Here is a 13,508-nt window from a genome sequence, read left to right as displayed (position 1 = left end):
TGCTATTCAATAGCACAAACGTTTAAAATAGCGGCTTTACTATCGTGAGGCCATTGAAATGAGTTTTGACAATACCGATCACACCCTAGATGCCTTAGGCTTACGCTGCCCTGAGCCGGTCATGATGATCCGAGGTATGGTAAGAAAAATGAATTTGGGTGAGACCTTATTAGTGATTGCCGACGACCCTTCAACAGCTCGCGATATTCCCAGCTTTTGCGAATTTATGGACCACACGCTAGTGGCCAAAGCGGTTAGCGATTCCCCCTACCGCTATGTCATTAAAAAGGGGCAATAAAAAAGCGGCTTAAGCCGCTCTTTTATACTCACCTATTGCAACCAAGTAAATCGATATTACAGTTTCACTAGCAGTACTTTCGGTTGTTGTGGATTACGGTAATCAAATTGAACTTCATACCAACCTTTACGGCTTGGCTTAAAACTAAAGTAGTTATACACCGTATTGCAATCGGCATTGAGTGGCACCCCCAATGTTAGCTGCCCTTCACTTTTATAACCGCAGTTATACCCTTCGCTCCACTTGTTATCAGCAATTTTAAATTCATACACCTTACCAGGAATAGGAAAATTAGCTTTTGCTGCATAGACTCCAGGCTGCGTTTGTATCAACCTATATTGTGGTTCGGCATCCCATAAAGTGAAATCACCGCGCAGATATAGCGTCCTATCAAGTTGAGCAATGGTACTGGACTGTCCGCTTTCGACCTCTACTGGCAATTGAAAGTTACTACTACAACCAGAAACAGCAACAACAAGCAGTGCAATAAAACTTTGCTTTGTGATCATAGTTCATAGCCTTTTTAATATTAAACAAAAGCCAGCTAGCGCTGGCTTTGAAATGCTCGATTATTTTTGTAATACAGAAATATCAGCAGTATTAAGGAATAATCGGCTTAATTGGCTTAATAATGCTAAACGGTTTTGTTTCACCGCTTGGTCTTCAGCCATCACCATCACATTATCGAAGAAGTCATCAACGGCAGCGCGCAAGCTCGCTAAACGTGTTAACGCTTGCTGATAGTCACCAGCGGCATACACCGGCTGCAGTTCCGTGGTCAGTGCTGCAACCTGTTGTGCTAGCTGCTGCTCCGCAGCCTCTTGCAATAGCGCTTGGTCAACGGCAGAGTCGCTTGAAACATTATTCTTCGCTAAGATATTGTTTACACGTTTATTGGCAGCGGCCAACGCTTCTGCCTCGGCCAGTGTTCTGAAGTGACTAACGGCTTTCACTCGACGATCAAAGTCAACTGGGCTGGTGGGTCGACGTGCCAATACAGCTTGGATCACATCAACGCTGAAGCCTTCTTCTTGGTACCAGGCACGGAAACGACCTAGCATAAACTCGAATACATCTTCCGCGACATTATCGTTGCTTAGCTTGTCTGCAAAGAGTGTCATTGCTTTCGCCACGATATCTTTAATGTCCAGCGGTAACGCTTTCTCCACCATGATGCGCAATGCACCAATGGCAGCACGACGAAGTGCAAATGGATCTTTATCCCCTTTAGGAGTCTGGCCAATACCAAAGATCCCTACTAGGGTGTCGAACTTATCAGCCAGCGCCACTGCAAAGCTAATTGGGTTTGACGGCAAGTCGTCGCCAGCAAAACGAGGCATATATTGCTCGTTTTGTGCCAGTGCAACTTCTTCTGCTTCGCCATCAATGCGGGCATAATGCATACCCATTACCCCTTGCACGTCGGTAAACTCCATGACCATTTCGGTCATTAAGTCGGTTTTGCTTAGTAAGCCGGCACGCTCAGCCATGGCTTTATCAGCACCAAGCTGCTCGGCAATGTAGCCGGCTAAGGCGGAGATCCGCTCTGACTTATCTTTTAGCGTACCTAACTGCTTTTGGAACAGCACCGAGCCTAAGGACTCTAAACGACTTTCTAAGGTTTTCTTTTTGTCGGCTTCAAAGAAAAATTGCGCATCAGCTAAACGTGGACGCACGACTTTCTCATTACCAGAGATCACCACGCTAGGATCTTTACTTTCGATGTTTGAAACGAATAAGAATTTGTTGATCAGATTTCCCTGCTTATCCAGCAGTGGGAAATATTTCTGGTCGTCTTTCATGGTATAAATCAGTGCTTCGTCCGGCACTTCTAAGAACGCCTCTTCAAACGATGCAACCAATGTCACTGGCCACTCAACCAATGAAGTGACTTCTTCAAGCAAGTCTTCGTCCATGGCCACTTGAGCATCTAGCTTTTGTGCTTCAGCTTCAATTTGACTGCGAATAAGCGCTTTACGTGCTTCATAGTCAGCCATGACGTAGGCGTCTTTTAATACCGCAAAGCTATCATCAGCATGGTTCACACGAACGCGCTCTGGGTGATGAAAACGATGCCCTTGTAACTCATTGCTGATCGCCTTGCCTAATACTTCACCTGACACCTGCTGGTCACCAAGCAATGCAGCCACAGTATGTACGGGACGAATAAATTGTGTTTTATTGGCACCCCAACGCATGGGCTTTGGAATTGGCAGTTTAGCCAGCGCTTTGTTGATAACGTCATTCAGCAAAGCCAACGTTTGTTGTCCTTCGACTTTCGCTTTATGCAGTAACCAAACCCCTTTTTCGGTCTCTAGGCGCTCAGCATCAGCAATATCGATACCACAACCACGAGCCCAGCCTAGCGCTGCTTTTGTGGCATTACCATCAGCATCAAATGCTGCTTTTATAGCTGGACCACGCTTTTCAACCACCTTATCCGCTTGTTTCGTTTGCAGCGCTTTCACTTTAACGCCTAAGCGTCTTGGAGAGGCATACCAGCTTACACCTTGGTGTTCGAGCTCTAGTGCCTCTAGCTCTTGTTGAGTGTTCTCTGCAAAAGATTCAGCGAGTTTTCTTAGTGCTTTTGGCGGTAACTCTTCCGTACCAATTTCTACTAATAGATTTTCAGTCGACATTATTGATCCTTACAAAGCGGGAAGCCAAGTGCTTCACGGGCATCATAATAGGCTTGGGCACACGCCTTTGATAACGCACGCACTCTTAATATATAGCGTTGACGTTCAGTTACTGAGATAGCGTGACGAGCATCAAGTAAATTGAATGCATGGGATGCTTTCATTACCTGCTCGTAAGCGGGCAATGGTAAGCCTGCGGCAATCAGCTTTTCACTTTCTTTTTCGCACTGATCAAACTGCTTGAATAACGCCTCAACATCAGCATGTTCAAAGTTATAGGTCGACTGCTCTATTTCATTTTGCATGAAGACATCGCCATAGGTTACGCGACCCATAGGCCCGTCAGTCCAGACTAAGTCATAAATGCTATCGACGCCTTGTATATACATTGCAAGTCGCTCTAAGCCATAGGTGATTTCACCGGTGACTGGAGCACATTCAATCCCACCTACTTGCTGGAAGTAAGTAAACTGCGTGACTTCCATACCGTTGAGCCACACTTCCCAACCTAAGCCCCACGCTCCTAATGTAGGTGATTCCCAGTTGTCTTCGACAAAGCGAACTTCATGAGTAAGGGTGTCGATACCCAGAGCCTCAAGAGAGCCTAAGTACAACTCTTGAATGTTCTCTGGTGATGGCTTCAAGACCACTTGGAATTGATAGTAGTGTTGTAGTCGGTTCGGGTTTTCACCATAGCGGCCATCTGTAGGACGGCGACATGGTTGTACGTAAGCACTTGACATTGGCTCTGGACCAATGGACTTCAAGAAAGTCATGGGGTGAAAGGTACCCGCACCTACTTCCATATCGAGAGGTTGAGCAACAACACAGCCTTGCTGCGCCCAGTAATCCTGTAAAGCCAGGATCAAACCTTGAAAGGTTTTGATATCGTATTTTTGCATAGTTGGCTTATTTTATCTGCTACTCATCATGTGTCAGCACCCTATTAAATAGGCACTCACTCTGAATTCAAATGATTGAAAATTACGCTCAGTATACCGCGTGCGCTAATCTGTTTTAAGCTTTTAAACATAAAAAAAGGAGGGAAAATCCCTCCTTTTTATTAATTAGATACTTTTTTAAATATCTAGGTTAACCACACGCAAGGCGTTTTGTTCGATGAAGTCACGGCGAGGCTCAACCTGGTCTCCCATTAAGGTGGCAAACAGTTGGTCTGCGGCAATGGCATCCTCAATGGTTACACGGAGCATACGACGTGCTTCAGGGTCCATGGTGGTCTCCCAAAGCTGGTCAGGGTTCATCTCACCGAGTCCTTTATAACGTTGTGTATACAAGCCACGCTTTGATTCTGAAATCAGCCATTCAAGGCCTTCTTCGAAGTAGTCAATATTATGGACTTTTTCGCCACGCTGGACATAGCCGCCATCAGTGACCAAATTACCAATCTGGCGTCCAGTGTTGGCAATGCGGACATAATCTTTCGAAGAGATAAAGTCGTAGTTAAGTGTATGCGCTTTATCGACACCGTGTTGACGGATATTGATTACTGGGTAATACAGATTGCGCTCATCATCAAACGCCACCTCAGCATTAAAGATAGTCGCGTCTTCATCTTTGGCGACTAAGTCTGCCACTAGCGCCTCTGTCCACTCCGTCACTTTCTCTTTATTGCCTAAGCTCTCTTCGGTTAGCTCTGGGTGATATAGCAAGCGATTCATAATCGATGACGGGTATTTACGCTTTAAGCGCTCAATGGTGTCGATGGTTTTTTGATAGTCATGAACTAGGTTTTCTAGTTTATTTCCAGTGATTGGCTCAGCGCCTTCGGCTGGATATAACGCCGCGTCATTTAGTGCCAAAGAGGTCAAATACGCCGTTAAGGCGTTATCGTCTTTAATATAACGCTCTTGTTTGCCTTTTTTCACTTTATAAAGTGGTGGCTGAGCAATGTAGACATAGCCTCGTTCAATGATTTCTGGCATTTGACGATAGAAGAACGTTAGCAACAGAGTACGAATATGCGAGCCATCGACGTCAGCATCGGTCATAACAATGATACGGTGATAACGTAGCTTTTCTGGGTCATATTCGTCACGGCCAATGCCACAGCCTAGCGCGGTGATCAGTGTTGCCACCTCTTGTGAAGAAAGCATCTTATCAAACCGTGCTTTTTCAACATTCAGGATTTTACCTTTCAGTGGTAGGATTGCCTGATTCTTACGGTTACGGCCTTGCTTCGCCGATCCACCTGCTGAGTCACCCTCCACTATATAGAGTTCGGATTGCGCTGGGTCGCGCTCTTGGCAATCGGCTAATTTACCCGGTAAGCCAGCGAGATCCATGGCACCTTTACGACGAGTCATCTCTCTGGCTTTACGAGCAGCTTCGCGGGCTCGGGCGGCATCGACAATTTTGTTGACGACGGTCTTGGCGTCATTTGGATTCTCAAGTAAAAACTCAGAAAGCTTTTCAGACATTGCCTGTTCAACCGCACTCTTTACTTCGCTTGATACTAGCTTGTCTTTCGTTTGTGATGAGAATTTTGGATCTGGTACTTTAACACTCACAACGGCCGTTAAGCCTTCACGAGCGTCATCGCCTGTGGCGCTGGTTTTCTGCTTTTTATTAAAGCCTTCTTTTTCCATGTAGTTGTTTAGCGTACGAGTTAACGCTGCACGGAAACCGGCTAAGTGAGTACCACCATCACGCTGTGGGATATTGTTAGTAAAGCAGTAAATATTTTCTTGGAAGCCATCGTTCCACTGCATAGACACTTCTACACTAATGCCATCTTCTTCACGCTCATGAGTAAAGTGAAAGACATTTTGGTGGCATGGGTTCTTTTTACGGTTTAAGTATTCAACAAACGCTTGAATACCGCCTTCGTACTTGAAGTGATCACGCTTATTCTCTTCACGCTCATCCGTCAGAATAATGCTAACGCCTGAGTTAAGGAATGACAGTTCACGTAAACGCTTAGCTAAAATGTCATAGTGAAAGTTGATGTCAGAAAAGGTTTCACCGCTTGGCCAAAATCTTAGCTCAGTACCTGTTGTATCGGCTTCACCAATAACAGCCAATGGCGCATCAGGCACACCCATTGAGTATTTTTGTTGATGCACTTTGCCATCACGGCGAATTGTTAATTGTAGTTTTTCAGAAAGTGCATTTACAACCGATACACCAACACCGTGGAGACCGCCTGAAACTTTATAGGAGTTATCATCGAATTTACCGCCTGCGTGCAGTACCGTCATGATAACCTCAGCCGCTGAAACCCCTTCTTCTTCATGGATTGAAGTTGGGATTCCACGGCCATTATCGCGAACCGATACCGAACCATCGGTGTGAATGGTAACGAAAATATCGTCACAATATCCTGCTAGTGCTTCATCGATTGAGTTATCAACGACCTCAAACACCATGTGATGTAAACCAGTACCATCGTCTGTGTCACCGATATACATTCCTGGACGCTTTCTTACCGCATCCAATCCTTTAAGTACTTTAATACTCGACGAATCGTAATTTTCCGACATGGTTTCTTCCAATTATTTTGTTATTAAGCTGCCATGTTCCACGTGGAACATTTTTACTTCTCGTTCCATAGGGCCGATGACCGCTGCTATACTTTCGGGAGTGATAGCGGTGATGAACAATTGCGACTGGCATTGCATTAATAAACGCGATACCGCCTCTTTGGTGTCATCACTTAACTCCGAAGGTAAATCATCAATAAGCAATATCGATTGCTTATCGCTCTCTTGGTCAATTAAGCTATTTTGCATTACCTTTAATGCATATAAAAGTAGCTTTAATTGCCCCCGAGAAAAAACTTGCTCGACACTGTGACCTTGGGTAAAAAAGTTAAAGTCCGCCTTGTGAGGACCTTTGGTTGTATAGCCAAGTTTTATGTCACGTTCTAACTGTTTTTCAAGCACATCAGCTAGCTCACCCTTCCAGCCTGCTTGAAAGCGTATTTCAAGGCTTTTTAGCAAAGGGCTTATATCCCCTATCTTATCAAAAAAATGCGCCTGAAACCTACTTATATACGCTTCTCGAAACATTTTTATTTGTTCGGCTAAGCGAACAAACTCCTTATCCCAGTAGTTCAGCTGCGACTTAATATCCGCGGGGCGTGATTTAAGCAATGCGTTCCGCTGTTTTAGAACTTGGTTAAATGTTTTCCATACGGGATAAAATTGATGTTCCACGTGGAACACGCCTAAATCTAAAAATTTTCGGCGCTCTTTAGGCCCACCGAAAAACAGTTCGTAACTTTCTGGGGTAATAACTTGGACCGGAAGGATTTGGGCTAGCTCGGCCACTTTTCGGCTCGCTTGCCCTTGGATTCTTAGTTTTGTTTCACCACTTGTGTGCTTACTGATACCAAGCGGTATAGACAAGTTATGCAGTTGTTTTTTTGCATGAACCAGGCAATGCGAGGTGTCATGCTTAATCATCAACTTTTGCAGATTGGTACGAAAAGACTTGCCGCTAGAAAGGAAGTAAATGGCTTCAAGCAAACTGGTTTTACCGCTGCCATTCTCTCCCAAAATGACATTAACATCATTACAGGGAGAGAGCGCCATTGCCTCAATATTACGAAATGTATTAAGGCTGAGGTGAGTTAAACTCATAAATCTATAGACGCATCGGCATAACTACGTACATTGCATGCTCATCACCAGCCGCTTCGATAAGCGCACTGCTGTTAGAGTCAGACAAGGTAAATTGCACATCCTCAGATTTTATGGTGTTAAGCACATCGAGTAAGTATGACACATTAAAGCCCACTTCTAAGTCATCTCCTTGATAACCCACTTCGACGGTTTCTTCTGCTTGCTCTTGCTCAGGGTTGTTGGCACTAATTTTTAACACGCCACTGCTGAGGTTGAGTCGAACACCACGAAACTTTTCATTAGATAATATAGATACTCGCTGAAAAGCACTGCGTAACCATTCGCGGTTGGCCGTAACTAATTTATCACCGCCACGAGGTAACACACGACGGTAATCAGGGAAACGGCCATCCACCAGCTTACTGGTAAAAGTAAATTCAGTATCGATAATACGAATATGATTAGCACCGAACTGAATTGTCACGGCTTCATCGTCCGCTGGTAATAACCGCATGATTTCCTGTACGCCCTTACGAGGAATAATCAGCTGTCTTTGCGTATTAAGTGAGTCTGGCAAAGTTTGCTGGGCAATTGCCAGGCGGTGGCCATCGGTAGCAACCGTTTTAATGTCATTATTATCGACTTCAAAAGACATACCGTTAAGGTAATAACGGACATCCTGATTAGCCATCGAGAAATGAGTCGCTTCCAATAACTTACGTAACTCTAGCCGCGTAATGGTGAACTCAACTTCGCCATCCCACTGCTCTAGGTTAGGAAAATCTTCCGCTGCTAGTGTGGTTAACGAAAAACGGCTTTGACCACTGGTAAGGAGTAATTGATGCTCTTGAGAACTGAGTACTAAGTCTGAGCTGTCCGGTAAGCTTTTACAAATATCCAAAAGCTTTTTTGCCGGTAAAGTAATTTTGCCATCTGGCGTGCTGCTTTCTAACGCTACCGATGCAACTAATTCTATTTCTAAATCAGTCCCCGTCATATATAAGCTGCCGTCTTTCACTTCAAGCAGCACATTGGATAAGATCGGTAATGTGTGTTTGCGCTCTATGGCACCTGAGACCTGAACAAGTGGTTTTAAAAATAGTTCTCTTGGAATTGTTATTTGCATCATTTAACCCTTAAGAAGACAGCGTTCTAATTAAGTTTTGATAATCTTCTTTCACTTCATGACTCTCGTCACGTAACTCTTTCACTTTTCTGCATGCATGCAAAACAGTGGTGTGATCTCGCCCACCAAAAGCATCGCCAATTTCTGGCAAACTATGATTGGTTAGCTCTTTTGACAGCGCCATAGCAACTTGTCTTGGCCGAGCCACAGAGCGGCTACGTCGCTTAGATAATAAATCAGATACCCGAATGCGATAATATTCAGCCACCGTGCGTTGAATATTATCGATGGTCACCAATTTATCTTGTAGCGCTAATAAATCACGTAATGCTTCTTTAACGAAGTCGATAGAAATAGGTCGACCGGTAAAATTAGCATTGGCAATTACCCGGTTTAACGCCCCTTCCAGCTCTCTCACATTGGAACGTAATTTCTTGGCAATAAAGAAAGCCACCTCGTGCGGTAGATTAATTTTACTCTGCTGCGCTTTTTTCATCAAAATAGCCACGCGAGTTTCTAGCTCTGGGGGTTCAATGGCAATGGTTAATCCCCAACCAAAACGCGACTTTAAACGATCTTCTACCCCTTCAATTTCCTTTGGATAGCGATCTGAAGTCAGTATGATTTGCTGATTGCCTTCCAACAAAGCATTAAAGGTATGGAAGAATTCTTCTTGAGAGCGTTCTTTGTTGGCAAAAAACTGGATGTCATCGATCATTAAGGCATCAACACTACGATAATAGCGCTTGAATTCTTCAATGGCATTATTTTGCAGTGCCTTTACCATATCTTGAACAAATCGTTCCGAATGCATATAGACAATCTTAGCATCTGGCTTTTGCTCGATGATGCCATTGCCTACGGCATGCAATAGGTGCGTTTTACCTAAACCTGTGCCGCCATAGATAAACACGGGGTTAAACGCCGAACCTGGATTATCGGCCACCTGGGTAGCAGCGGCTTTTGCTAATTGGTTTGATTTACCCTCGACAAAGTTATCAAAGGTATAGTTTTCTTTAATATTGGATTTATGCGCAGACTTAGGGGCAGGCTCGACCTTCTCGGCAACTTTTGGCTGACTGTTGGCTGTCGCTGTAACCTGCTCAGGCGTAGCCACAGAGGCCAACTTATCGTTGCTTACGGCACTGTTTTGCGTTGCCAACACAGGCTTACTTCCAACATCAAAACGCAACTCTGGCGCTTCATCACCACAAATTTCCACCAGTAATTCATTAATACGGTGCAAATACTTTTCACGGACCCAATCCAACACAAAACGATTAGGTGCGTAAATGGTCAGCGTATCATCTGTACTTTCAGCCTGTAATGGTCTCACCCACATACTAAATTGCTGGGATGGCAACTCATCTTGCAAAACATATAAACAACTTTGCCAAACTGACAGATACACACTGAACTCCAATTAGTTTTGATTCCCGGGAATATAAATGCAACATGAGATCCAATGACTGGATCAGAATGTATGGGATCGCCGGAAATACTTATTTATTATTACAAAATTACTGGTGGAAGCGGGCTATTATGAAGTGATCTTATCCACAAGTTCAATATTGACATTTTGAAAAAGTAAGATCTCACCAACACAAAAAGGTAAGTTACTGTTTCAAAAACAATTTTATTTTTTACCCACAAGTAGGATCATAGCAAAAAAAAGCACCGATCTCACCCTTTATTAATGATCAATTTTAGTTTTCCAGAGCTTTTCCTATTATTACTAAATGTTATAATTACCAACACTATGATCAGATCCGTAGCAGATCTTTTTCACACCTTGATGCTTCCTCTATAAAGGTAGCGTTAGTCAGTGTGAGCTGTGAGTTGAGTGCAAAAGCCGCTTAATATGACCGCTGTAGTAGATTATTTAGTCATTCAGGATAGATTTTGATTGACTTTAACGCCCCTCAGCAGTAATATCTCGCGCTCGCAATGGCACCTGTGCCAGGATCGCGACCTGCATAGGATGTTTTAACTTTTAACCGATCGGATGGAATTGTTATGAAAAGAACTTTTCAACCTAGCGTATTAAAGCGCAAGCGTACTCACGGTTTCCGTGCTCGCATGGCCACTAAAAATGGTCGTAAGCTAATAGCACGTCGTCGTGCTAAAGGCCGTAAAGTACTTTCTGCTTAATATAAGTGGAAGACTTTAGCTTTGGCAGGGAGTTACGTCTGTTAACTCCCTCGCATTACTCCCGCATATTTCAAGAACCAGCTCGCGCTGCGACACCTTATTTTACTCTTCTTGCAAAGCCCAATGATGTTGGTCACCCACGCCTTGGTTTAACCGTTGCTAAAAAACGTTGTAAAAAAGCTTGTCAACGTAATCGCATTAAGCGACTCGCCAGAGAAAGTTTTCGCCTCAATCGCCATAAACTCGATAACATCGACATTGTATTAATGGTGAAAACCGGTGTAGATGAGCAATCCAATACAGAAATCAGCAAGCAGCTCACAAAAATGTGGCGCAAAGTCAATGAACGTTGCAAGCCTGGTGCCCCAAAACCACCTCGTAAACCAAGAAATAACCCAAGACGCGCAAAAAACCAACAGGCCTCAAAAAAGAAGCCACAATAACTTAGATAACCGCCCTTTCTCAGCCTTTTCAGGACCACTGGCATAGTATTTTTACGCCAATTAAGGTAAGGTTAGCTCACCTTTTAATCAGCTATATCAATAGAAAAACCGCCTGTGCAAGTACGGTTAGAACTTGGCATTTGGTTGAGGAAATTGATATCGAAGTGCCATGAAAACAACTTCAGGGCATAGCAAGAAAAAAGATCGGGTTAAGGAAGTGCTATCGTTACCCAAGCGCTTACTTATTTTATTGATCCGTGGCTACCAAAAATGGATTAGTCCTCTACTTGGTCCGCACTGTCGATTTAACCCAACCTGTTCTAGCTATGCAATTCAAGCAATTAATTTACATGGAATTGCAAAAGGGAGTTGGTTAGCGGTTAAACGCATATTAAAATGTCACCCTTTGAGCGCAGGTGGAGATGATCCTGTACCTGTGAAGTCAACTAAAGTTAAACAACACGAGAAATAAGAGCTGTTATGGAATCGCAACGCACGTTTTTATTTATCGGCCTGTTGCTGGTTTCGTTCCTTTTGTTCCAAGAGTGGACACAAGAACAAAACCAACCACTTGCTGATACCAGTGCCGCCACACAACAAGTGGCGAACTCAACCCCAACAGAAGAGCAAATGGATGTTCCGGCATCAAGCCAGTCAGATGTGCCAGCCTTGGCAACGCAGGCAAGCCGCTCAACCATTAGTGTCAAAACCGACGTATTCGCGGTAAAAATTGATACTAAAGGCGGTGACATCGTTGAAGCTAAGTTGCTACAACACGCAGAAACCCATGGCAGCGAAGAGCCATATCTATTGTTAGGCCAATTCGATGGCAAGCAGTACGTATCGCAAAGTGGCTTAATTGGTCTTAATGGTCCAGACGCCAACCAAAAAGGTCGCCCAGTTTACGAGGTTGCGCAACAACAGTATGAGTTAAATGGCGACACCCTACGTGTTCCTTTAACTTACACCGATGAAAAAGGCGTGCAGTTCACTAAAACCTTCGTGTTTAAAGCCGGGAAATACGATGTTGACCTCAAGTATCAGGTAAACAACACCACTGCCGACCCAATTCAAGTGCAACTGTACACGCAAATCAAACGCACCCGCCAAGAAAAAGGCAGCATGGTCGATCAGACGTACCTAGGTCCAGCTTATGGTACCGATGAAGAGCCATACGAAAAGTATAGCTTCTCAGATATGGCTGACAGAAACCTCAATAAAAATACTCAAGGTGGCTATGTTGCCTTCTTACAAAAGTATTTTGTTAGTGCTTGGGTCGCCGATCAACAAGACACCAATAATATTTATACTGCGCTAAGAAATGGTAATGGCCTTATTGGCATGAAGGGTGAGCCAACCACCATTCAAGGCAACAGCAGTGCTCAAATCCATGCGATTTACTACATGGGTCCAAAAGACACTGAAGCGCTAGAAGCCATTCAAGAAGACCTGGATCTGACCGTAGACTATGGTTGGTTGTGGTTCTTGTCACAGCCGCTGCTGACGTTATTGAAGTTCCTTTACGGTATTTTAGGCAACTGGGGTCTGGCTATTATCGCCATTACCGTTATTGTTAAAACGGCACTGTACCCTCTGACCAAAGCGCAATACACCTCGATGGCGAAAATGCGCATGTTACAGCCAAAAATGCAGGCGCTTAAAGAGCGTTATGGCGACGACCGCCAGAAGTTTGGTCAAGCGATGATGGAAATGTACCGCAAAGAAAAAGTGAACCCGATGGGTGGCTGTTTCCCACTGTTGTTACAAATGCCAATCTTCCTTGCTTTATTCTATGTATTTTTAGAATCAACCGAACTGCGTCATGCTGAGTTTATGTTGTGGCTAACCGATCTATCGGCCATGGACCCATACTACGTATTGCCAGTACTGTTTGGTGCCAGTATGTTCCTGACTCAAAAGCTGCAACCAATGACAGTAACAGATCCAATGCAGCAAAAGCTAATGACCTACATGCCAGTAGTATTCTCAATCTTCTTTATCTGGTTCCCGTCTGGTCTAGTACTTTACTGGTTGGTTTCAAACCTTATCTCTATCGCCCAGATGCTGATCATCTACCGCGGTATGGAGAAAAAAGGCATGAAAGTACGCGGTTAACGCGAACCTCATATGAAAAAACGGCTCTCCTTTGAGCCGTTTTTTTATGCCTTTAAAACAAACACTTGATAAATTTTGATAAGGATTTTATGACGATTTGATAGGTCAAATCTAGACTCTCCGTCATGCTCTTGTGCAGTAAAAAATGCAAAG

General features: G+C 44.0%; 12 protein-coding genes. 5 read left to right on the top strand and 7 right to left on the bottom strand.

All coding sequences use genetic code 11. The features are described 5' to 3' along the window. Positions 1–58: 58 nt before the first annotated feature. Positions 59–298, top strand: a complete 240-nt coding sequence (tusA, locus tag R3P39_RS13665) for a sulfurtransferase TusA (RefSeq protein ID WP_336568125.1) — start codon at positions 59–61, stop codon at positions 296–298. A 56-nt stretch (positions 299–354) separates the two neighbouring features. Here the strand turns inward: tusA and R3P39_RS13660 are convergent, their stop codons facing one another. The 7 genes from R3P39_RS13660 to dnaA form a co-directional block, all read right to left on the bottom strand. Further along, on the bottom strand, positions 355–807 hold the full coding sequence (locus tag R3P39_RS13660; RefSeq protein ID WP_336568124.1) for a hypothetical protein: 453 nt from the start codon (positions 805–807) through the stop codon (positions 355–357). Positions 808–867: 60 nt separating this feature from the next. Then, on the bottom strand, positions 868–2,937 hold the full coding sequence (glyS, locus tag R3P39_RS13655; protein WP_336568123.1) for a glycine--tRNA ligase subunit beta: 2,070 nt from the start codon (positions 2,935–2,937) through the stop codon (positions 868–870). Next, positions 2,937–3,839, bottom strand: coding sequence for a glycine--tRNA ligase subunit alpha (glyQ, locus tag R3P39_RS13650; RefSeq protein ID WP_336568122.1), 903 nt, complete (start codon positions 3,837–3,839; stop codon positions 2,937–2,939). Before glyQ ends, glyS begins: the two co-directional genes overlap by 1 nt. A 177-nt stretch (positions 3,840–4,016) precedes the next feature. Further along, positions 4,017–6,437 carry a DNA topoisomerase (ATP-hydrolyzing) subunit B gene (gene gyrB, locus R3P39_RS13645; RefSeq protein ID WP_336568121.1) on the bottom strand — a complete coding sequence of 807 codons (2,421 nt, stop codon included), beginning with the start codon at positions 6,435–6,437 and terminating at the stop codon, positions 4,017–4,019. Positions 6,438–6,449: 12 nt separating this feature from the next. Next, positions 6,450–7,538 carry a DNA replication/repair protein RecF gene (gene recF, locus R3P39_RS13640; RefSeq protein WP_336568119.1) on the bottom strand — a complete coding sequence of 363 codons (1,089 nt, stop codon included), beginning with the start codon at positions 7,536–7,538 and terminating at the stop codon, positions 6,450–6,452. Between the two features lie 4 nt (positions 7,539–7,542). Then, complete coding sequence (gene dnaN / locus R3P39_RS13635) at positions 7,543–8,646, bottom strand: DNA polymerase III subunit beta (RefSeq protein ID WP_336569319.1); 1,104 nt, start codon at positions 8,644–8,646, stop codon at positions 7,543–7,545. A 10-nt stretch (positions 8,647–8,656) separates the two neighbouring features. Beyond that, on the bottom strand, positions 8,657–10,057 hold the full coding sequence (gene dnaA / locus R3P39_RS13630) for a chromosomal replication initiator protein DnaA (protein WP_336568118.1): 1,401 nt from the start codon (positions 10,055–10,057) through the stop codon (positions 8,657–8,659). Positions 10,058–10,662: 605 nt separating this feature from the next. Between dnaA and rpmH the strand changes: the two genes are divergently transcribed. The 4 genes from rpmH (at position 10,663) to yidC (ending at position 13,355) form a co-directional block, all read left to right on the top strand. Continuing rightward, the gene (rpmH, locus tag R3P39_RS13625; protein WP_336568117.1) at positions 10,663–10,797 is read left to right on the top strand and encodes a 50S ribosomal protein L34; all 135 of its coding nucleotides are present in this window, start codon (positions 10,663–10,665) and stop codon (positions 10,795–10,797) included. 5 nt (positions 10,798–10,802) lie between these two features. Beyond that, entirely contained in the window at positions 10,803–11,240 is a 438-nt protein-coding gene (gene rnpA, locus R3P39_RS13620; protein ID WP_336568115.1) for a ribonuclease P protein component, read from the top strand. 169 nt (positions 11,241–11,409) lie between these two features. Further along, a complete protein-coding gene (yidD, locus tag R3P39_RS13615; RefSeq protein WP_336568114.1) occupies positions 11,410–11,712 on the top strand; it encodes a membrane protein insertion efficiency factor YidD in 303 nt (100 codons plus the stop codon). 8 nt (positions 11,713–11,720) lie between these two features. Next, the gene (gene yidC / locus R3P39_RS13610; protein ID WP_336568113.1) at positions 11,721–13,355 is read left to right on the top strand and encodes a membrane protein insertase YidC; all 1,635 of its coding nucleotides are present in this window, start codon (positions 11,721–11,723) and stop codon (positions 13,353–13,355) included. The last annotated feature ends 153 nt before the right edge of the window (positions 13,356–13,508 follow it).

The sequence above is a fragment of the Pseudoalteromonas sp. UG3-2 genome (assembly GCF_037120705.1).
GTDB lineage: Bacteria > Pseudomonadota > Gammaproteobacteria > Enterobacterales > Alteromonadaceae > Pseudoalteromonas.
The sequence above is the reverse complement of the archived record's forward strand: the minus strand, read 5'-3'. Positions and strand labels throughout refer to the sequence as shown.

What these genes read in the sequence shown, in the direction of transcription:
- R3P39_RS13660 (WP_336568124.1), bottom strand. Translation starts at nt 807, where the DNA reads ATGATCACAAAGCAAAGTTTTATTGCACTGCTTGTTGTTGCTGTTTCT.
- yidD (WP_336568114.1), top strand. Translation starts at nt 11,410, where the DNA reads ATGAAAACAACTTCAGGGCATAGCAAGAAAAAAGATCGGGTTAAGGAA.
- glyQ (WP_336568122.1), bottom strand. Translation starts at nt 3,839, where the DNA reads ATGCAAAAATACGATATCAAAACCTTTCAAGGTTTGATCCTGGCTTTA.
- gyrB (WP_336568121.1), bottom strand. Translation starts at nt 6,437, where the DNA reads ATGTCGGAAAATTACGATTCGTCGAGTATTAAAGTACTTAAAGGATTG.
- recF (WP_336568119.1), bottom strand. Translation starts at nt 7,538, where the DNA reads ATGAGTTTAACTCACCTCAGCCTTAATACATTTCGTAATATTGAGGCA.
- dnaN (WP_336569319.1), bottom strand. Translation starts at nt 8,646, where the DNA reads ATGCAAATAACAATTCCAAGAGAACTATTTTTAAAACCACTTGTTCAG.
- yidC (WP_336568113.1), top strand. Translation starts at nt 11,721, where the DNA reads ATGGAATCGCAACGCACGTTTTTATTTATCGGCCTGTTGCTGGTTTCG.
- rpmH (WP_336568117.1), top strand. Translation starts at nt 10,663, where the DNA reads ATGAAAAGAACTTTTCAACCTAGCGTATTAAAGCGCAAGCGTACTCAC.
- glyS (WP_336568123.1), bottom strand. Translation starts at nt 2,937, where the DNA reads ATGTCGACTGAAAATCTATTAGTAGAAATTGGTACGGAAGAGTTACCG.
- tusA (WP_336568125.1), top strand. Translation starts at nt 59, where the DNA reads ATGAGTTTTGACAATACCGATCACACCCTAGATGCCTTAGGCTTACGC.